Origin of the sequence: Fibrobacter sp., from assembly GCF_017551775.1 — a bacterium.
Taxonomy (GTDB): domain Bacteria; phylum Fibrobacterota; class Fibrobacteria; order Fibrobacterales; family Fibrobacteraceae; genus Fibrobacter.
In genome coordinates, this window is record NZ_JAFZKX010000079.1 from 26,996 (window position 1) to 47,590 (window position 20,595).

The 20,595-nt window shown below is 51.7% G+C and carries 16 protein-coding genes; 11 read left to right on the top strand and 5 right to left on the bottom strand.

Annotated elements, in window-relative coordinates:
* Nucleotides 1–5: 5 nt before the first annotated feature.
* Genes IK012_RS09505 through IK012_RS09530 form a run of 6 tightly spaced genes read left to right on the top strand, consistent with a single transcriptional unit; the run spans nt 6 to nt 5,052 of the window.
* The gene (locus IK012_RS09505) at nt 6–710 is read left to right on the top strand and encodes a hypothetical protein (RefSeq protein ID WP_290953640.1); all 705 of its coding nucleotides are present in this window, start codon (nt 6–8) and stop codon (nt 708–710) included.
* A 9-nt stretch (nt 711–719) separates the two neighbouring features.
* Nucleotides 720–1,634: a hypothetical protein gene (locus IK012_RS09510; protein WP_173384653.1), complete on the top strand. Its 915-nt coding sequence runs from the start codon at nt 720–722 to the stop codon at nt 1,632–1,634.
* Between the two features lie 8 nt (nt 1,635–1,642).
* Nucleotides 1,643–3,316 (top strand): fimbrial protein, encoded by a 1,674-nt coding sequence (locus IK012_RS09515; protein WP_290953644.1) that lies wholly within the window; start codon nt 1,643–1,645, stop codon nt 3,314–3,316.
* Nucleotides 3,317–3,319: 3 nt separating this feature from the next.
* Nucleotides 3,320–3,958, top strand: a complete 639-nt coding sequence (locus IK012_RS09520) for an OmpA family protein (RefSeq protein WP_173378346.1) — start codon at nt 3,320–3,322, stop codon at nt 3,956–3,958.
* A complete protein-coding gene (locus IK012_RS09525; protein ID WP_290953646.1) occupies nt 3,958–4,614 on the top strand; it encodes a hypothetical protein in 657 nt (218 codons plus the stop codon). Before IK012_RS09520 ends, IK012_RS09525 begins: the two co-directional genes overlap by 1 nt.
* A 24-nt stretch (nt 4,615–4,638) precedes the next feature.
* Nucleotides 4,639–5,052 (top strand): hypothetical protein, encoded by a 414-nt coding sequence (locus IK012_RS09530; protein WP_173378344.1) that lies wholly within the window; start codon nt 4,639–4,641, stop codon nt 5,050–5,052.
* Nucleotides 5,053–5,129: 77 nt separating this feature from the next.
* Here the strand turns inward: IK012_RS09530 and IK012_RS09535 are convergent, their stop codons facing one another.
* The 3 genes from IK012_RS09535 to IK012_RS09545 are packed head-to-tail and all read right to left on the bottom strand — an operon-like array spanning nt 5,130 to nt 7,468.
* A complete protein-coding gene (locus IK012_RS09535) occupies nt 5,130–6,212 on the bottom strand; it encodes a radical SAM protein (RefSeq protein ID WP_290953651.1) in 1,083 nt (360 codons plus the stop codon).
* Nucleotides 6,209–6,841 (bottom strand): hypothetical protein, encoded by a 633-nt coding sequence (locus IK012_RS09540; protein WP_290953654.1) that lies wholly within the window; start codon nt 6,839–6,841, stop codon nt 6,209–6,211. The genes IK012_RS09535 and IK012_RS09540 overlap by 4 nt, the downstream gene beginning before the upstream one ends.
* 12 nt (nt 6,842–6,853) lie before the next feature.
* Entirely contained in the window at nt 6,854–7,468 is a 615-nt protein-coding gene (locus IK012_RS09545; protein WP_290953656.1) for a hypothetical protein, read from the bottom strand.
* Between the two features lie 396 nt (nt 7,469–7,864).
* On the opposite strand from IK012_RS09545, the gene IK012_RS09550 reads away from it, so the two are divergent.
* The 3 genes from IK012_RS09550 to IK012_RS09560 all read left to right on the top strand — a co-directional run bounded on the left by IK012_RS09550 (nt 7,865) and on the right by IK012_RS09560 (nt 13,807).
* The gene (locus IK012_RS09550) at nt 7,865–9,745 is read left to right on the top strand and encodes a S8 family serine peptidase (RefSeq protein ID WP_290953659.1); all 1,881 of its coding nucleotides are present in this window, start codon (nt 7,865–7,867) and stop codon (nt 9,743–9,745) included.
* 159 nt (nt 9,746–9,904) lie between these two features.
* Nucleotides 9,905–11,785: a S8 family serine peptidase gene (locus IK012_RS09555; RefSeq protein WP_290953662.1), complete on the top strand. Its 1,881-nt coding sequence runs from the start codon at nt 9,905–9,907 to the stop codon at nt 11,783–11,785.
* Nucleotides 11,786–11,896: 111 nt separating this feature from the next.
* Nucleotides 11,897–13,807 carry a S8 family serine peptidase gene (locus IK012_RS09560; protein WP_290953665.1) on the top strand — a complete coding sequence of 637 codons (1,911 nt, stop codon included), beginning with the start codon at nt 11,897–11,899 and terminating at the stop codon, nt 13,805–13,807.
* 165 nt (nt 13,808–13,972) lie between these two features.
* On the opposite strand, the gene ilvN is transcribed toward IK012_RS09560, so the two are convergent.
* Nucleotides 13,973–14,470, bottom strand: a complete 498-nt coding sequence (ilvN, locus tag IK012_RS09565; RefSeq protein WP_290953668.1) for an acetolactate synthase small subunit — start codon at nt 14,468–14,470, stop codon at nt 13,973–13,975.
* Nucleotides 14,471–14,485: 15 nt separating this feature from the next.
* Complete coding sequence (gene ilvB, locus IK012_RS09570; protein WP_290953671.1) at nt 14,486–16,204, bottom strand: biosynthetic-type acetolactate synthase large subunit; 1,719 nt, start codon at nt 16,202–16,204, stop codon at nt 14,486–14,488.
* A 391-nt stretch (nt 16,205–16,595) separates the two neighbouring features.
* Here ilvB and radC point away from each other — a divergent pair, with 391 nt between their 5' ends.
* Both radC and IK012_RS09580 read left to right on the top strand, forming a co-directional pair.
* Nucleotides 16,596–17,258, top strand: a complete 663-nt coding sequence (radC, locus tag IK012_RS09575; protein ID WP_290953674.1) for a DNA repair protein RadC — start codon at nt 16,596–16,598, stop codon at nt 17,256–17,258.
* 180 nt (nt 17,259–17,438) lie between these two features.
* Nucleotides 17,439–20,543, top strand: coding sequence for an OmpA family protein (locus IK012_RS09580; protein WP_290953677.1), 3,105 nt, complete (start codon nt 17,439–17,441; stop codon nt 20,541–20,543).
* The last annotated feature ends 52 nt before the right edge of the window (nt 20,544–20,595 follow it).

Consider the following 20,595-nt stretch of genomic DNA (forward strand, 5'->3'; position numbering starts at 1 on the left):
GCGGTTTGAAATTTGCACTTTGCACGACGCTGCTGTTTGCTGCTGCGGCGTTTGCAAGCGAGATGCCGTTCCCGCATCCAGAAAACGGCAGCATCCGCCTTACGGAAAAGGATAGTCCGTATATCCTTGAACAGGGGGTCGTGGTTTCCTCTTCCGATACGCTCTATGTTGAACCCGGCGTTACCGTGCTCATGGGGGAATACGCGAAACTCACGCTTCGCGGCTCCATCCATATCTTGGGTACGGAAGCGAAGCCGGTCGTATTCCGCAGCGCCGATTCAAGCGGCAGCTGGAACGGTCTCCATCTGGTGTCCACGAACCGTCCCTTCGAAATAAAGAACTTTGTCGTGCAGAATGCGTTCCGCAATACGGTGTTCCGCTCGCGCGGAATCTTCGAGAACGTGAATTTCGTGAACAACTACTACGGCCTCTGGGTCGATGATGTCCCCGAGGTTTTCCTTGCGCGTTGCGACTTCGTGCGCAACCGTTTTGCGCTTTCCATCCGCGCGGGCAAGGTCATTTCTGCCGATACCAAGATTTCCGAGAACGTCTACGGGCTCTATCTTGAAGCGGGCGGCGATTACAACGGCGATATTTCTGCTATCAAGGGAAACCTGGAATCGGATGTCCGCAAGGAAGCCGACGAAATGGCGGGTGCAGGCAAGCGCGTGAGCCGGAGTATCTGGCAGCGTATTGAGACTGGTTTCTAAGAGGTTGATGTGGAAGAATCATTCCGTCGATCCATAAGAAAGATGACTGGTGCAAGCATTCGCCTGAATGCCTGCCCGAACAGGTCGTCCATGGTGGCGGATCTTTCCCAGTCCATGATGGTCACCTGGTCTATCGCCTTGTACGAACATCTCGACGCTTTGCTCAACAATCTCGATCCGTCGGTAAGCAATTCGGAACAGATTTCTTATAGCGAGACCGCCTGGAAACTTGCCGATGCGAGTTTCCCGCAGATTATTGCCGACGCGAACAAACTGTATGACGAGTTCCGCGCCAAGTGGATGCAGCGTTTCTCGACGGAAGAGGTCTTGCGGCTTTTGTTGGAAGGCGGTGACTTCTTGGTCCATGACGAAGAGAAGGGCTGGATGCTTGCCGTGAAGAACAACAAGCAGGATGTGAACGCGTTCTATTCCGCGACAATCCACCTGCTGGTTAGCGATGCCGAGCCGCTGTTTGTGCGCATGCATGGCCGCGTAATGCAGTTGCAGGAAAAACTCTGCAAGTACTGGCATGGCGAAAGTGCCGTCGATGCGGTTTCGAAACTGTTGCCCTGCCTGGAATCGTCGCTGCGCGAAAAGGAAAACGCGATGGTCGTTTCCCTGCGCAGTTCCCTGAACGTTCTTGCGAAGAAGCGCTTTGCGGCGGCATTCAATACCAAGGCGCCTGCCCGCTATTACCGCTCTGCGGCTTCCTGCGCAAGGAACGTGGGCCGCTTCTGGAACCCGCACTATGCTTACGAGAACGGGTTCCTTGCCTTCACGGACGATTTCTGCGATTATGCCCGCGACTTGACGCTCCACGTGATTGAATGGTACCACAGCAAGTGGTCGGTTTTTCTCCGCGGGTTCTCCCGTGGTCAGTTGAATTTGTTTGAAACAACGGCCTCTGCCGAGGCTAAAAATTAAGGATAAAAATGAAGAACGCATTTAACTCGATTCTGGTTCTCTCCGTTGTCGGATTGCTCGTATTGATTGCGGGCGCCATCTACTTCGGGGCTCCGCTCTTCGGCTGGATCATCATGGCGGCGATTTTCGCCGTGTTCATCGTTGAACAGTTCAAGCTCCTCGCGAGCCTCAAGCGCATCGCCGAAGAGGACAGCGTTATCGAATCGTGCGAAAGCAGCCGTAAGTTCTCGGTCTCCGGTGACGGCATTGTGGCAAAGCGCCTGAAGCAGGCGCACGAGATGCTCTCGAAGGGAGTGAGGCTCGATTCCCCGATTGCGTTCGAGGTCCTTTCCAACAGTTCCACGGTGGCGGTTCCCCGCAGCTCGGGCGGAACGGTGATTCTGCTCGGCCTTATGGGTACGTTCTTCGGCCTCATGTATTCTGTCGCGACGGCCGGTGTCGCTATCGACAATTCTACGACGCAGGGTACGCTCGATACCATCCAGGTGCTTTTTGGCAACATGAAGGGTATCTTCGGTACTAGCCTCTGTGGCCTTTTCGCGGCTCTCGTGCTCAATGCTTCCCGCGGCATGTTCCTTTCTCGCCGTGACGCCTTTGTCGTCCGTCTCGACGCCCTCACTCTGAGCATGCAGGGTGAATCTGCCGGCGAAAACGAGAAGAGCAGGGATGAACTCGGACGCCTCTTCGATTCCGTCGAAGAAAATCTTCGCAAGGTCGCTGAATCTGTGCAGGCCTCCCTCAACGGTATTGTATCCGAGGTGGGTGAAAAGCTTTCCGGCACTCTTGACAATATGAACGGCTCTGTCGACAAGCTGGGTGATTCCATCGGCGGCAGCATCTCGGATGCATTCAATCCGATGAAGAAGGAAATTGCGTCGCTCGCCGGTTCCGTGGAATCTATTCCGGGCAAGCTCGACGAACGCCTGAATGCTATTTCTGCGGGCTTGAATTCCGGCCTGGAGGGAATCTCTTCCGGCGTGAAGGAAGGCCTTTCGGGTGTTGCCTCGGCTACCGAGAAGGCGATGGAAAGCGCTACGAAAAATGTCGCCGCCGCGGTTTCCGATCAGGTCAGGCAGTCCGACGAACAGTGGAAAAACTTTATGGACAAGCTTGCCGCCGAGACGAGCTCGAACGTGGATGCCCAGAGGGAAGGTCTCGAGACCCTCAAGAATGTGGCGCTCCAGGTGGCGGAGAAGGCGCAGGCGGGTTCCGCGGAGCTTTCGCAGTCCGTTGCCGAAAAACTCAATACGCTTTCTTCCGATATCCTTGCCGCTTTCCAGAAGCTTTCCGATACCTCGGCGGTACTGCTCGAAGCGCAGAAGGCGCTTACCGAAAGCATCGACAACCGTGTGGTGAAGGAGAAGGAAGCGACCGACGCCCTGGGCGGAAACATCGTGCAGACGGCCGAACTCATGCGCGTGAACCAGAGCGAACTCAGTGCGAACCTCGAAATGCTTCGCAGTGCGCTCGAGACCATTCTCGAGAAACTCAGCGGCGATACTTCGGAACACGACGACGAAGAGAATTTTGTCGAGCGCCTCAACCAGTCGCTCGAAGCGTTCCACGAGCGTGCGAGCGAAGTGCTCCTCGAAAATGCGGTCAAGACCCAGGAAATCCTCCTCGAAGTGCTGGAGCAGACGCAGCGTGCCGCCCAGCTCTCCAATCCCAAGGCAGAGGGCTAGTCTATGCGTTTGCGTCGCGAAGAAGGCAGCAATCCGTGGATGGCCTATACCGACCTCGGTATAGCCCTCGTATCGCTGTTCATATTGGCGTTCGTTGCAATGGCGACCTTGAAGGAGCAGAAGGCGGAAGACCTTACCCGAACCGAGGAAGAGGTGCTGAACTGCCAAGAAGAAATGCGCAAGATTGCTACGGAACGCAATGCCCTTTTGGCGAAGAGCCTGCAGACCTCCATCGAAGCGGGCCTTATCGCTCTTGAAGACGGCAAAATCCAGATCCAGGCTTCGTTCCTTTTCCCGACGAACGGCGCAAACCTCACTAAGGAAGGTGTCGGCGTTATCAAGGGAATCAGCAAGGGCTTGCTGGATGCGCTCGATACCGGTGACGTCGTCATGGTGAGCGGCTTTACCGACGATATTCCTTTCAGCTCTTCAACGAATTATACGAACTGGAATCTTTCTACCGAACGCGCCGTGAACGTGGTGAAGACCCTCATCAACCAGGGCTTCCCATCCGACCGCATCTTTGCGGCTGGTTTCGGTGAATTCAGGCCCAAGTATCCCAATGACACCGAGGAACACCGCCGTCTCAACCGCCGCGTGGAAATTGGTGTGACTCCGCTTCGCCTGGGGAGTACCCGCTGATGCAGGAACGCATAGAATCAGTTCACCGTTCGATAGATTCCATACGCAAGTCGGGAACGCTCCCGCATTGGCGCATGGTCTATGCCGAGACGCTCCTGGAGCGTGCGGAGGACTATATCGCGATTGACCGCGAGCCCGAGGCGAACATGGTTCTCGACAAGCTATCCCGCTGGATTGCGACGCATGAACCGCCCGCATCGTCGGGTGCTGTTTCTGACGCCGCGCCCATGGTGTTTTGGAATGCCGAAATGCTCCGGAATGTCGTGGAGCAGGTGCGCGCGACTCTTTCGAAGAAGAAGATGCTTGTCCCCTCGACGGAACGCGAGGCCATCTCGCGCCGTATCGACGAGGTGGAAAAATGGCTGGACGAATCCAAGTTCCAGGAGGCGCACGAGGAACTTCTTTCGCTTCGCAGCGCCCTGATTGCGCGACTCCGCCGTTCTTACAGGGCTCGCATCGCCTCGACCGATTACCGTCACGGCTCGTTTGTACAGCCTGCGGGTACGCTTGTGGGCCCGTACAATTCCCGTCACACGCTCGAAGAGACGTTCCAGGTGATTGGCGAACGCGACCCGATTTGGATTGAAGACTTCCTGGATATTTACAACGACTTGTTCCGTATAGTCGAGCGCCTTGTCCCGCAAGACAAGAAGTGATAACCGAAGTAGATTGGGGTACGTATGGCTTACCGGATGCTGATGCGTTTTATCGGGGAATACGATGATCTCGCTTCCCTGTGGGATGATTTTGTATGCAAGTTCCCGGATGCGGAACTGCCCGATGCCGATTCTGGCGAGTGGTATAGCGTTACCGACGTCATGACCGACGAGTACGAGTGCCGTTTTGAGGAACTCCCTGAGACGGAGCTGCTTGCCATGGATGGCAGCATCTATATCGAAGAGGATTTCCCTGAAGAATACATGGAAGAACTCATGGAAAGGTTCGAACGCGTCTACGGCGTGTTCAAGTGGTCTTCTATGGATGTCGGGGTAGGGTGCGGTGAAAGCGAGGCCTGGGGCGAATTTACCGCGGACTTTGCCGACGATTACTCTGACGAGGCGAACGAAATCTCTGAAGCTGTTCTCGGGTTTTAGTATCGCCCGTCGTCATCTTTGACCGTGCTTGCTCATCTTGCAATGTCATCTCGAACTGCAGTAGTCAAGCAATTTAGCTATTCACATATCGCGGAATCGCAAATCTCCGTGAGCATGCGTTCGTGCGTGCAGACTTCTGCGGATACGCCTTCAAGGCGCCCTGTGGTATAGAACGACGTGCAGGCGCATTCGTGCATGCTGCAGCGGTAACGGATGTCACAGCCTTCGCATTCTGCCTTGTCGCGGGTGAAAAATTCGCGCACCTCGTTACAGGCAATCTCGTCAAATCCGGTAAAAACGTTCCCCTGCAGGTAGGGCGCATTCTCCTTACTGGTTATAAACCGCGAGCAGGGGAAAATGTTCCCGTTGGTCGCCACCCCGATGTTCCCGTCGTACACGTGACAGGAATATTGCCGGAGCCTCTTGCCCGAAAGCAATAGCTTCACCTTGTCTTGGATTGTCCCGAGGAAGAACTTTTCGCCCGCCTTGCGGCATTCAAGCCAGTACTGCGCCATCTCGCGGTATTGTTCGGCAAGCCTTTCGAAATCATCTCCGGTCCATTTGCCGTCGAAGTCTACGGCGGTCGCAATGCTTTTGAAACCTTGTGCGTGCAGCCACTTGATGCTTTCGGCAATCGTGCCGACATGTGCCCGCGTGATGGTGCTGAGGGCGGTGGCTCCGAGTTTCACGAGTCTTGGAATATTCTTTTCGATATCCTTGAAGCTGCCGGTGCCGTTTACAGTACGGCGCGCAATATCCTGGTGGTGTGCGGGGCCGTCGAGCGAAAGGAAAATGGTGAATTTTTCCCTTTCGCAAAAGTCTAGGAATTCTTTGTCGAAAAGCGTGCCGTTTGTGTTGACTACGAAGTCAAGCCGGAAGTCGCGACTGGCGCGCCCCTGCTCAATCGCATCGGCAACCAGCGCCTTCGCGAAGCCGACGGCGTTGTAGATGGCGTCTTTGCGCAACAGCGGTTCTCCGCCGAAAAACGAAACGATGAGGTGCTTTTGCCCGAAGGCAAGCGTGCGCTCGAGTCCCGTACGGATTGCCTGCTCAAGTGTCGCGTCGTCCATGACCGCATGGCGGCTGCCCTGCGTTTTTTTATAATAGCAATAGGAACAGCGCAGGTTGCACTGTTCCGTAAGGCAAAGGATCAGGTTCATGCTTCGATGTCGTCGCGCTCGAAGGTGGTGACCATGCTTGCGCCGTAGCAACCGTTCGGGTTGTCGCACATGTGTATATGGAAGCACCGCGCATCGTTAGGCGGACAGACTTCTTCGAGGTTTTCCGATGAACTGGAGGGATCCCCCCAATCGGTCCATCCGTTGCGCGATGAACTTGACGGCGGAACGATATTGCTGGAGGATTCCGGCGCAATAGCGGAACTCGTCGGGGCTGTCTCCGAACTGCTCGATTCCATAAGGGAAGATATGGCTTCGGCGACGGAGCTGCTGACGGGTTCATGGCTTAGCGGGATATCCACGATCTTGCTGGAACTGCTCGGCGTAACCGTCTCGCTGGACGTTTCGGGGCCGGCAGTTTCGCTTGATGTCGCAGGGGAGGCCGCTTCGCTGGAACTGGTTCCCGTATCCGGCGAGTCGGAGGAAGCGGGAGGAATTACATCTTCGGGGGGCATGTCGCCGCCCAGAGGTTCTTCGCGGCCTGCCGAAGCGGTGTCGTCACAGGCGTTTAGCGAAAATAAAGCCGCCATGCCGAGAGTTGCCGCTATGGCGCTCTTGGTTGCGACGGAAAACTTCTGTTCTCCGGTGATTTTCCTTTTTTCGATTTTCATTGCCACGCTCCTTTAAACTTCCACGTCCGTCCTTTCAAAGGTGGATATCATGCTGAACATCATTCCGCCGCCCGTATCGGGGCAGAGATACATTTGGCCGCCAATGTCCACGGAAGTGCCTCCCGGAGCTCCATGGCATGCATCTTTGAGTTCTTGCTCGGTGGGCTGGCTGGCCGAACTTGCGGGAACGGATTCTGAACTTGTCGGTGCAATTGCAGAACTTTCGGGCGCAATTGTTGAACTTGTCGGTTCTGCGGCGGAGCTGCTTGACTCTAGCGCAGATGAAATGGCTTCCATAAGGGAACTGCTTACGGGTTCGTGGCTCAGCGGAATATCGATGGTCTGGCTGGAACTTGCTGGCCCTTCCGTGAGGCTCGAACTGCTCGGTGCAGTTTCTGCCTGGCTTGAACTGCTAGCTGCTTCAGATGAATTGTTTAAATCGGGAGGGATGTAATCGGGCACGACAATTCCCCCGAGAGGTTCGGGTGAGTCATCTTTTGCCGATGTGCTGTCGTCGCAGGCGTTTAATGTGAATGCTGCCGTTATGCCGAGCGTAGCGGCGATGGCTCTCTTAGCGGCCGTAGAAAGCGGCTTGTTGCCGAAAACCCCTTTTTTTTCGATTTTCATTTTATTTCTCCTTTGCAATAAATATAGGTGTTTTTTTCTTGTAGAGGATAACAAAAAAATGGGCGGCTCCGGTGCGCAAGGCTTTTTTGTTAAATAACCGCTAATGGTTGTGATTTTTTTACAAAGAGCGAGTTTGTTTTATGGGTGTTCTATATGTAAGAGGCAAAAAAGCCTCTTTTTTTGGCCTGATTTGTACCACATCTAAAATGACAAATTATGACTAATAAAAATACAAATGTGTTTGATTGCTTGATTGTTGTAATACATTCGAGACGTGTTTCTTATGCGTTTTTTCAAAATACGAATAACATAATAAAAACATTTATGTAAGCTTGAGGGGTGGTAGGGCGATATAAATTTGAAACAAACTTTATTTGTAAGATATAAGGAGTAAAAATGAATAAGAAAACAACGTTGTGCGTGGCGCTTGGATGTGCGACTGCCTTTGCTGCGACAAATTATGACCTTCTTGGCCGTAGCGGTAGCAAGATGAATTCGCCGATGGTTTACAAGGATGCGAACTATCACAAGGTGAAAAAGAATGGACAGGAAGAGGTCGCTTCGCAGCAGGAAAAGAAGGCTCTGATGAAACTTCCTTCGGGCGTGGTTAACGTTGCTGCTATTGAGGGCGCTTTTAATACAAGGGGTTTTGAGTTTGAGAATGGGTATCCCTTGTGTTATTATTTTAGCACGCATACTTCAAGCGGAATTACCAATTATGGTAATTATAAAACGTTAAACGGTAATGATGGTGGGTCGTATCTCTATGCTTCGAATCCATTCTTTATTCCTATCAATGTAGTGCAAAATTATACACCGAGTGGCTTGCATACTGATGGCAATGCTTCTAACGTATATGGTTGGGACCTTACGGAGCAATATACCAACCCGTCTAATGCGGTGCATTTTTCGAATGTAGAAAGCAATGCCAAGAGATGGGGGATATCGTGGTTTGACGCCTCGGGCTACAGCCAGTGCCAGGAATGTGGCGATGTCGGCATTTATATGGACGTTGATGCTTTCCCTGTCCGAATGGATCCTACAAAGACAGTGAAATATTACGTATATGACGCTAATGATCACATTTTCCCCAACCATGGAACGGAAGTACTCTCGTCAAAGGCGTACAGCATTTTGCAGGCGACTACTAAAAATGCTTCGATTTACATTACGAACACTTTGCCTGCCAATCCGGCTTCCAGGACCCCGCAGGTGTATGTGGGTCTCCATAACCGGAAAAATTCCGCTAATGTAGATCATAATGCGGCGGAATTTTATGGAGCCGAAGCGAGAGACTTGGATAACTACATCTACAATAATCGAACAGTAGAAGTTGTGGCCGCCGGTGATTACTGGATTCGAAACAACAATGGTCAGCTTAATGCGCAGGCTCATGCTGCCAATGCCATTACCGTTGGCGCAATCGATGCCACCAACGGAACCATTGCTAGCTATACGTCGAATAAATCCAAATATTGTATGGCTGGCTTGGGCAATTGCGCTAATGGCTATAATGTAGCGACGGCCTCCGATAAACCGGAAATTTTCAATTACTCTCATTTCTATATGGGAAATGACCGTAAGAGGACTTATACCAATTGGTTTACGCAGGAGCAGGTCCCGTATGAGCGTACTTATGAAGGGACTGAAACTGCTGCTGCCTATACGGCGAACATGGTCGCGGATCTTCTTCGTGCGAATCCGTTCTATCGTTGGCATCCCGAAGTTGTCAAGGCTATGATGATCGCTTCTGGCGATGTCAATATAAACCAGCCGTATCCAAGCCATCTGTCTCCGGTAACGACAAAGATCCCGACTTACAAAAGCGTCGTCTTCAACCGGTTCTCTTACCAGGCGAATCCCTACGACCAGTTCTTCCATGAGTCGCACTATTGGGTTGGCAAAGTAAGTAAGCTGTCGACTCATCGCATAAATAAACGATACGAATTACGATTCTCAGTCCAACGTCCTACGAACAAGAGCAATTTCTCTGCTGCGATTGCGTGGTTGAGCAGTGGAAATGATATTGCCAATTTGGGCAAGATTCCTCAGGATTTTGACCTCTATGTTTATGAAAATACCTCTGCAGATGTGGATGCTATCAATGTGGACGCGCCCGTGGCGAGATCTACTACCGGTTACAGAGCCTTCGAGAAAGTTTCCTTCACGTCAAGCGCTCCGTATTTGACTTTCCGCATTGTGCTGTTCGGTGATGATGACAGATCTGAGAATAATGGACAGATGGTCCTCGGCTTTGATTTGGCTGCGGCTAACTAATTTTTCTGATGTTCCCCTGCTTGCGTAGCGTATTCATCCTTGTGATGATTACCCTTGAGTGGGGGATTTTTTTATTCATACATCATAAAAGATAAAAGTGTTTTTTTGTTGGGTGGGAACAAAAAACAAACTTTGTTTGTATAATACAAGGAGTAATAAATGAAAAAGAAAATAACAGTGTGCGTGGCGCTCGGATGCGCAGCAGCCTTTGCCGCGACAAACTATGACCTTCTTGGCCGTAACGGTAGCAAGATGAATTCACCGATGGTTTACAAGAATGTAGACTATCACAAGGTGAAAAAGAATGAGCAGCAGGAACTTGCGTCTCCGCAAGGGAAAAAAGCGCTGATGAGAAGCCCGACGGGCTTAAACGGGCCCATCGCCATATCGGGCGTTTTCGATACAGAAGGGCTGGCTTATGGCAGGGACGGATCGCCGTATTGTTTTTCTCTGAAAAGATATTATTCCGATCAGTCCCTTGAGTCTATAGATGCATCGGTTAATGCCTATTTGGATATGGCCAACAGCGTCTTTATCCCTGTTAATATGGCAAAAAATGTAACGCCGGCTAATTTGTTTAGTGGTTCCACCCCAATTTCTTACGTAACGCACTATGACGTTTCGGAACAATATGATGGCAGCGCATTCGCTCCCACATCTTATTGGGATGTAGAGTTTGATAATCTACCTAATTCTGCTGGACTTAAGAGAGGGGATATTAGCTGGTGGTTCGACGCCAATTATAACCAGTGTCAGGAATGTGGTGATGTCGGCCTCTATATGGATATCGGTGCGAAGCCTGTCCGGTTGGATCCCTCGAAGACGTTGCAGTATGCCCTATATGAAAGTAATCCTTCTTTTGTCCCCAATCCTGAAAGGGAAGTGATTTCTTCAAAGGCGTATAGCATATTACGTGAGACGACTAAGAATACGGCAATCTATATTACGGGTCAGTTGCCCGAAGGCCCGAAATATAAGAATCCGCAGGTGTATGTTGGCCTTCATAACCGAAAAGATGATTCCGGCATGTCCCAAGAGGCCGCGACCTACTATACTGCCGAGGCTCGGGATCTTGACAACTATATCTATGCGAATCGAACTGTAGATGTGGTGGCTGCCGGTAATCGCAGGATTCGGAACAATCTCGGCCAGCTCACTCCGCAGGGTCATGCGGCCAATGCCATTACGGTCGGGGCTGTTGATGCTGCTAATGGGCAGATTGCAAGCTATACCTCGAATAAATCGAATTATTGCGCCATGGGTATTGGCCATTGCTCCAATGGCCAGTATACAATTGAAGGATCCAGCAAGCCTGAAATTTTCAATTATTCCGAATTCAAGATGCCGGGTGATATGAAGAGAACGTATAACCACTGGTATTCGAATAATTCGCATAATCCGTCCCCGAATTATGACGGAACTGAAGCGGCGGCGACCTATACTGCAAATATGGTGGCGGGACTCCTGAGAGTTAATCCGTTCTACCGTTGGCACCCTGAGGTGGTCAAGGCGTTGTTGCTTAATGCTGGCGAAATCAATATAAATAATCCATATTATTTGTACGATTTCACTCCGGTGACGACGAAAATCCCCTCTTATAAGAGCACCGTCTTTAACCGTTTCCATCATGGAGAATATTTCCACGATTCGCGTTATTGGATTGGCGATTGGCCGAGACTGAGCACGCATATTGTCGCGATGAAATCTGAACTCAGGTTTAGCGTCAAGCGTCCTTCGAATAAGCACAATTTCTCTGCCGCAATCGCATGGTTGAGCAGCGGTAATGATATCGCCTCCATTGGAATGCTTCCGCAGAATTTTGACCTGTACGTCTATGACAATAATTCAAGCGATGTGAATAACATCGATATCAATAACTACAGGGCAATCTCCAACAGCGAAAGAAACGCCTTCGAAAAGGTGACCTTCTGGTCGAACGCACAGTATCTTACGTTCCGTATCGTACTCAAGAGCGAACATACGCGCACCGAGAATCCCAGACAGGCTGTTCTCGGTTTCGACCTGGCTGCGGCCAACTAATATTTTTGATATTCCCCTGCTTATACTGTGTATTCTTCCTTGTGGTGAATGCCCTTGAGTGGGGGATTTTTTTTCAAAAAACTTTACTTGTTATAATATAAGGAGTGACAAATGAAAAAGAAAATAACAGTGTGCGTGGCGCTTGGATGTGTAGCAGCCTTTGCCGCGACAAATTATGACCTTCTTGGCCGTAACGGTAGCAAGATGAATTCACCGATGGTTTACAAGAATGTAGACTATCACAAGGTGAAAAAGAATGAGCAGCAGGAGCTTGCTTCTCCGCAAGAGAAAAAGGCACTGATGAAAAAAAGCCCGACGAGGTTGAATGGGCCCGCCGCTATCGAGGGGGCGTTCAATACAAGTGGACTCCAATATGGTAACGGATCAACTCAATATCCGTTTTATTTAAAAAGGTATTATTCAAATGGAATCACCAACTATGGCTACTATAAACAGCTTGAAGGTTCTAGTAGTGCGTATTTGCCGGTTTCCAACAACGTTTTTATTCCAACAAATATCGTGCGGAATTATACGCCGAGTGGCATGAATAATGATAATCCTGCTATGATTGCGTATGGTTACGACCTTGATGAACAATATTTTGGCAATTTCCAGAATTCCACCTCCTTCCCGGGATTGGAATACAATCTTGCCAAGAAGGGGGACGTTGAGTGGTGGCTTTATAGTTATAATTATAACCAGTGCCAGGAATGTGGAGATGTCGGTATCTATATGGACGTTGATGCATTCCCTGTTCGTCTGAACCCGTCTAAAGTTGTTCGCTATCTCAAAAACGAAAGTGACCATATTTTCGCGAATCAAGAAACAGAAGTGCGTTCGTCAAGGACTTATAGCATACTTCAGGCGACGACTACGACGAGTACTTCGAATAATGCCCCGATTCTTGTCACTAATACCTTGCCACAAAATCCGGCTTCCAGAAGTCCGCAGGTGTATTTGGGCGTCCATAATCGTCCGAACAGTCCCGATCTCTCCAGTGATGCGGCGAAGTATTATGGGGCCGAGGCGAGGGACTTGGATAATTACATCTACGAGAACCGTACTGTAGAAATCGTGGCTGCTGGCGATAACTGGCATTCGTCGACCAATGCTCCGCTTAATGCGCAGGCGCATGCGGTCAATGCCATTACGGTGGGAGCTGTGGATTCGAAGAGCAAGAGGATAACAGACAACACGTCGTATATTACCAAATATTGTAACAAAGGAATGGGAAATTGCCTCGGTTCTGAAAACTACTATGCCGTAGAAGGTGCCGAAAAACCTGAAATTTACAATTACACCAATTTCTATATGGATAATGATAGGAAGAGGACGTATTCTACCTGGTTCATGCACGTGCCCTATGTCTATGAACCCTATTATAGAGGGACGGAATCGGCGGCGACCTATACGGCGGGCATGGTTGCAGGACTCTTGAAGGCGAATCCTTTCTACCGCTGGCATCCCGAAGTTGTCAAGGCGGTGATGCTTAATGCTGGTGAAAACAATATCGCTACTCCGTATCCGCATAATCACACCCCGTTGACGACAAAGGTGCCGACATACAAAAGCGTCGTGTTCAACCGTTTCCACAATAATCAATGGAATGAGAATGGCCCGTTCCATGAATCGCGCTATTGGATAGGCGATTGGGATTGGATGTATACGCACGATAACGACTACCAGGGAGAAATCCGCTTTAGCATCAAGCGCCCGGACAACAAGTACAATTTTTCTGCGGCCCTTGCTTGGTTGGTTAGCGGTGATGACATTGCCCGTTTCGGGATTATCACGCAAGATTTTGATATGTTTGTGTATGAAAATACTTCTTCCGATGTGGATGCAATCAATGTCGATAACTATAAAGCAAACGCATATCCTATCGGAGAGCCTTATGGTAAGGTAGCGTTTACGTCTAGTGCGCCGTACTTTACGATTCGCATCGTGTTCAATTTTGATTACCAGTGGTCTGATAATTACAAACAGGTTGTTTTGGGCTTCGACTTGGCTTCGGTAAATTGATTGCCTTGACAACATGATAAAGAAAACCCCGGAAGCCCATCGGCTTTCGGGGTTTTAATTTTGTTGTGCGAACGGTCGCCCGTGAACGAAAAAAGGCCTCAAGAAACATCTTGAGACCTTTTTTTGGAACTAGTAACTCTGAACTAGTAACTGCGCCTTCGGCGCCTACGTCTTGTCTTCGCCGCGGAGCATGATGACCTTGCCCGTGCGGATGTATTCGACGATTTCGAACTTCTGCAGGAGGCTCTTGAGCGTGTCGACCTTCATGCTGTTTCCGGTAATCTGGATGATCATCGAAGTAGCGGTCATGTCCACGGTATTCGCGTGGAAGTGGTCGCACAGCTGCAGGATTTCGGTACGCTGGTCGGGAGTGCAACGCACCTTGATGAGGGCGAGTTCCTTCTCGACGGCGTCCGTTCCGGTATGGTCCTTCGCCTGCACCACGTCCACGAGCTTTTCGAGCTGCTTGATGATCTGCATCAAGATTTCGGGATTGCCGTGGGCGATGATGTTCATGCGGCTGAAGTTCGGGTCGAGCGTGGGGGAGACCACGAGCGAATCGATGTTGTAGCCACGGCGGGAGAACACGAGGGCGATACGCACGAGCACGCCCGGGCGGTTAGCCACCAACAGACTGATAGAATGAGCTATATCTTTAATCATGGTTATGTCCTCCTATTACGTCGATCCCGTGGGTTTTTCGAGCTGCGCCTTGGGCGGTTCGGTAATCATGGCGGTGAGCGGGGCACCGGCCGGGATCATCGGGAACACGTTGTCTTCCTTTTCGCATTCGCAGTGGATGAGAATCGGGCCTTCGTTGTATTCGAGAGCCTTCTGGATGACGCGTTCGGCATCGGCGGCGCGCTTAATGCGCAGGCCCGGAATGCCGTAGGCTTCGGCGAGCTTCACGAAGTCAGGGTTACCCACCATGTCGACGCTACTGTAGCGGTGGTCATAGAAGAGTTCCTGCCACTGGCGCACCATGCCGAGGTACTTGTTGTCCATCACGAAGATCTTGATGGGGAGCTTGTGGATGGCTGCGGTAGCGAGTTCCGCTTCCGTCATCTGGAAACCACCGTCACCGCTGAAGCTGAGCACCGGCCAGCCGGATTCGTTACCGAAGGCGGCACCGATAGCGGCGGGGAAGCCAAAGCCCATCGTGCCTGCGCCGCCACTGGAGTGGAGCTGGCGCGGGTAATTGATATGGAAGAACTGGGCAACCCACATCTGATGCTGGCCCACGTCGGTCGTGACGATGGCCTTGCCGTCGGTGAGCTTGCTGGCAGTCGCAATCACGTGCTGCATGCGGAGCCCGCCCTGCTTGGGGTAGGTGAGCGGGAAACGCTTCTTCCAGGTCTGGCAAGTCTTGACCCATTCGGCGGTGTCGAGCTTGTGGACCATCGGGAGGAGCTGTTCGAGCACGAGCTTCGCGTCGCCGCACATGAACACATCCGGCTGCAACACCTTGCCTTCTTCGGCGGGGTCGATGTCGATGTGCATCTTGATGGCGTCCTTGCAGAACACTTCGAGCTTACCGGTAATGCGGTCGTCCCAGCGGCTACCGATAGAAAGGATCAAATCGCAGTCGAGCACAGCCTTGTTGGCGTACACGGTGCCGTGCATGCCGAGCATGCCGAGAGAAAGTTCGTGGTCATCGGGGAAGGTGCCGAGGCCGAGCATGGTGCAGCACACCGGGGCGTTCAGCTTTTCAGCGAGTTCGCGCACCTGGCGGCTAGCGCCGCTAATCATGGCGCCGTGGCCCACGAGCAAAAGCGGCTTCTTGGAATTCTTGAGGTATTCGGCGGCCTTCTCGACGCTTTCGGTAGAGGCGTAGGTCGGAATCTTGTAGCCTGGCAAATCCATCTGGTCGGTGAACGGGGCGGTGCAGGGGCCTGCAGTCACGTCCTTCGGCAAGTCGATAAGCACCGGGCCCGGGCGGCCGCTGCGGGCGATGTGGAAGGCTTCCTTCATCACGCGCGGGAGGTCGTTGGAGTTCTTCACCAGGTAAGAGTGCTTGACGGCAGCGAAGGTCATGCCGCTTGTGTCGCATTCCTGGAAGGCATCCTTGCCGAGGTTCGGGGTGGTCGTCTGGGCGGCGAGCACCACGATCGGGCTCGAATCCATGAGGGCTGTATAAATACCGGTGAAAGTGTTGGTGGCGCCCGGACCGCTCGTCACGAGGGCGACGCCGACCTTGCCCGTCTGGCGGGCGTAGCCGTCGGCCATGTGGGTTGCACCCTGTTCGTGGCGGGAGAGGACTACTTTAATATTGGAATCGAGAATTGCGTCGAACATCGGGATGGCGGAACCACCCGGATAGCCGAAAATCGTGTCGATGCCTTCACGCTTGAGGCATTCGATAATCACTTCGGCACCGCTCAGAGTCTTGTTTGCCATAAGTTTTCCTGTTTGCTAATAGGTTGCTTTTTATTGTTTTGGTGAAAATATAGGTGCTTTTTGAAAAAGTGGCAAGATATTTTGTGGTAAAAAATGAAAAATCTTTTGAAAAATTGGATAAAATGTGATTGCAAATAAATTTTCTGCTTAAAAATGTATGACTTTTTGTGGTGTTCTTGATGTTTTTGATTGAAATTAGTTTAAAAAATTGCGATTTTTGACTTGAAGTTTGTGTGTTTTTGATTTCTTGCTTTAGAAAAATGATGGTTTTTAAGGCGGCGAACCCCTTTCGTACGCTTGTCTTGTGCGACTTTTACCTAAAAAGGTATAGTTTTGGCTGATTTTGACCGCTAAATCCGTATTATAGGTAGAAACATAAAAAGGATTGCCTATGCAGGAACATCTTCTTCCACGTGAAAAGCTACAGACCAAGGGCGCAAATGCGCTTTCCAACGAGGAACTCATCGCCCTGATTCTCGGGAGCGGAACCCGCGATTGCGGCGTGTTCGAACTTTCCCGCCACATATCTGATTACCTTTCCTCGGTAACGACGCTCCCTTCTATGGATTCCCTGCGCAAGATCCATGGCCTCGGAATCGTCAAGGCGACGCAGATTCTCGCCTGTCTCGAGCTTTCGAACCGCTATATCTTGAGCGCGAAGGCGGTTTCGGTCGTATCGCCGGAAGACCTGCTTTCACGCCTCGCGAGTCTCAAGTTCGAAGAACGCGAACGCTTTGTCGTGGTGACGCTCAATTCGGCGAATTACGTCATCGATGTTCATGAGGTGACGTCCGGGCTGGTGAACCAGGCCCCCATCCACCCGCGGGAGGCCTTCGTGCCGGCGATTAAGGACAATGCCGTTTCCGTAATCTTCGCGCACAACCATCCTTCGGGATCGACGGAGCCTAGCGAGCAGGACTATGCCATTACGCGTGTACTTTGCGCTGCGGGAAAGGTGCTCCAAATTCCGGTCATTGACCATATTATAGTGGGGAAGGGCGGCTATACCAGCCTGTGTCGCGAAAGTCCCGAGATTTTTGAGAGAAGTTTTTGACATTCTGTGGACTTTTTTAAGCCCGATGTAATGTAAAAAGATGGAAACATAACAAAAAAAAGGCGTTTTTTTGTGTTTTTCGTCGCTTTTTGAAATAATTTGCGAATATAAGCGTCAATATAACTTATATTATGCATAGTTTAGTTTAGGGAAAAACCCCTATTAATTAAGGAGTTCTCTATGAAGAGAGTAGTAACAGGGCTTGCGCTTGCTTTGGCCGTCCAGGCTTTTGCAGACCACCCACAGACCATCAACAAGACTGGTTTTGTTGGTGTTAATAAGACTCAGTCCGCCCAGTCTCTGGGACATTCTAAATTGTCTTTCTATGGATTGTTGGATGGGACGACGGATGTCGAAAATATCGCTCCGGAAGGTGTCACCGAAAGGTATAGAGGGTCTAACGACCAAATTGTGCCCGGAGCTATCCTCCGCAGGGGCATGGTTGAAGATTACATTGCCTTGGGTGCACAGGTCGGTTTTGGCATCGGTCTCTGGCACTACTTTGATTTGGGCGTGGGCATTCCTATCTACTACGACAAGTTCAAGGTGAAAAGCACCGCTTGTCCGCTTGTTATGGATGGGGACGGCAAGCCTATTCAGACAACCGATCCTGAAACTAACGAAACATATCTGTGCCAGAACAATCCTATTAACATTCCGGCCACGGATATCGGTTACATCGGTAATATCAAGGCTGACTTGAAGATTAGGCTTCCGCTTCCCGATGAACAGCCGGTGGACATCGCCGTGTTCGCCGAAGGTAACTTCGGTACGGTGAATACAGAGAAGGATGGTCTCTGGATTCGCGAACCTGAATTCATCAACAAGAATGCCGAAGATCCGGGCAAGCAGGCGGCTCAGGCCTACGGAACCCGTAATACGGTTGTCAAGGCCGGCGGTGCTTTGACCCTCGACTTCGACAAGATTGACGCTCTCCCGGTTCTTATCCATGGTAACGGTGGTTACGTCTACTCCACCAATAAGAACTACCTCTCTTATCCGTATGCATCGGGTGCCCTTGAAATTTACTTCATGGACTTCCTCTCGTTGTTTGCGGAATACTACATGATTTTCCAGTTGCAGGAATACGCCGACCAGGTCAAGCTTGACGTGAAGGATTTGACTGGCGCTATCGTGTTCCACCTGCCGATTGGTCTCGATATCCATCTCGGTGGTTCTTACTCTCTGGGTAGCACGGATCTCGCGAAGTTCACGACCGTGTACTCGATGGAAAACGAATCCCGCCTGTTGGAATACAAGACGACCGTTACTCCTAAGTACAAGGTTTACGGCGGTATCACTTGGAGCGGCTTCCTCCTGGCTCAGGACCGCGACGGTGACGGCGTGACCGACAAGGAAGACAACTGCCCGGACGATTTCGGCCACCGTTTGAACCAGGGCTGCCCGCTCGGCAATCCTGACGTCGACGAAGACGGTGTTTGCGACGCTTGGGTTTCCGAGAAGGGATTCGAAGCTGACTTCAGGGATGTCTGCGAAGGCGTCGATGCTTGCCCGAACGAACAGGGTGAAGGCGATGACGGCTGCCCGCTCGAAGATCCGGACCCGGATGGCGACCATGTGTGCGATCCGTGGGTTGCTAAGAAGAAACTCCAGAAGAAGTTCAAGGACGTGTGTGAAGGCATCGACAGCTGCCCGGCCGAAAAGGGGACTGTTGGCAACAAGGGCTGCCCCGAAGACAATCCGGACCCGGATGCTGACGGCATGTGCTCTCCGTGGGTGACCGACAAGAACAAGCTCGGTGACTACGCGAACGTCTGTAAGGGTTATGACATGTGTCCGGGTGAAGCGGGTCCGAAGGCCAATAAGGGCTGCCCGTGGGATGATCCGGATAGCGATGGCGACGGCCTCTGCGACGAATGGGTGACCCAGAAGAAGATGGGCTTCTACTTCGAAAAGGCTGCCGAAGACGTCAAGATCAAGAACGAATGGTTCATTGAAAAGACCTGTAAGGGTATCGACAAGTGCCCGACCGAATTCGGCCCGGCCAACAACGAAGGTTGCCCGCTCGGCGAACCCGATACCGACAAGGACGGCATCTGTGATGAATGGGTGACGCAGAAGAACATGCTCGACCAGTACGAAGGTATCTGCTCCGGCATCGACAAGTGCCCGACCGAACCTGGTGAAGCCTTCGCTCAGGGCTGCCCGATGGACAACCCGGATATCGACGGCGATAGCCTCTGCGCTCCGTGGGTCACCGAAAAGAAGATGCAGGATCAGTTCAAGGATGTCTGCCACGGCATCGACAAGTGCGCTTCCGAAGCAGGTCCTGAATGGAATAAGGGTTGCCCGGCTGAAAATCCGGACTCCGATGCTGACGGCATGTGCGACGCTTGGGTTGGCAAGCAGAAGATGTTCGACCAGTTCAAGGATGTCTGCACCGGTACTGATCGCTGCCCGGATGAACCCGGTCCGGATTGGAACAAGGGTTGCCCGGCTGAAAACCCGGATGGTGACGGCGACGGCATTTGCGACGCCTGGGTTGGCAAGCAGAAGATGTTCGACCAGTTCAAGGATGTCTGCACCGGTACTGACCGCTGCCCGGATGAACCCGGTCCGGATTGGAACAAGGGCTGCCCGGCCGAAAACCCGGATGGTGACGGCGACGGACTCTGCGACGCCTGGGTTGGCAAGCAGAAGATGTTCGACCAGTTCAAGGATGTATGTAAGGGCACTGACCGTTGCCCGGACGAAGCCGGTCCTGAATGGAACAAGGGCTGCCCGATGGACGACGATCCGGATGCCGATAAGGATGGCGTCTGCTCTGAATGGGTATCCACCAAGAAGCTCCTCGACCAGTTCAAGGATGTCTGCACCGGCCTCGACCGCTGCCCGGATGTTGCGGGTGACGATGGCCACGGCTGTCCGAAGAAGGCCGTCGAAAAGCTCACCGGCGTGACCTTCAAGCCGGGCAAGGCGACCCTCGAATCCAACGCGAAGAACATCCTCAAGGCTGTTGCCAAGAAGCTCAACGAAGACGACAGCTACAAGGAACTGAACATCGTTATCCAGGGCCACACCGACAACAAGGGTAAGGACAAGACGAACCAGAAGCTCTCTGAAAAGCGTGCTCAGGAAGTCATGAAGACCCTCGTGAAGTTCGGCGTGAAGAAGAGCCGTGTCAAGGCCGTTGGTCTCGGCGCTAGCTGCCCGGTCGACGACAACAGCACCGAAGATGGCCGCGAAATGAACCGCCGTATCGAAATGCACTTCGCTACGCCGGAGAACGATGGTACCAAGTGCGAATCTGAATTCGTGCCGTAGTCCTGAGTTAAACTAAAAATTGAATCCCTGCCCTTTGGGTGGGGATTTTTTA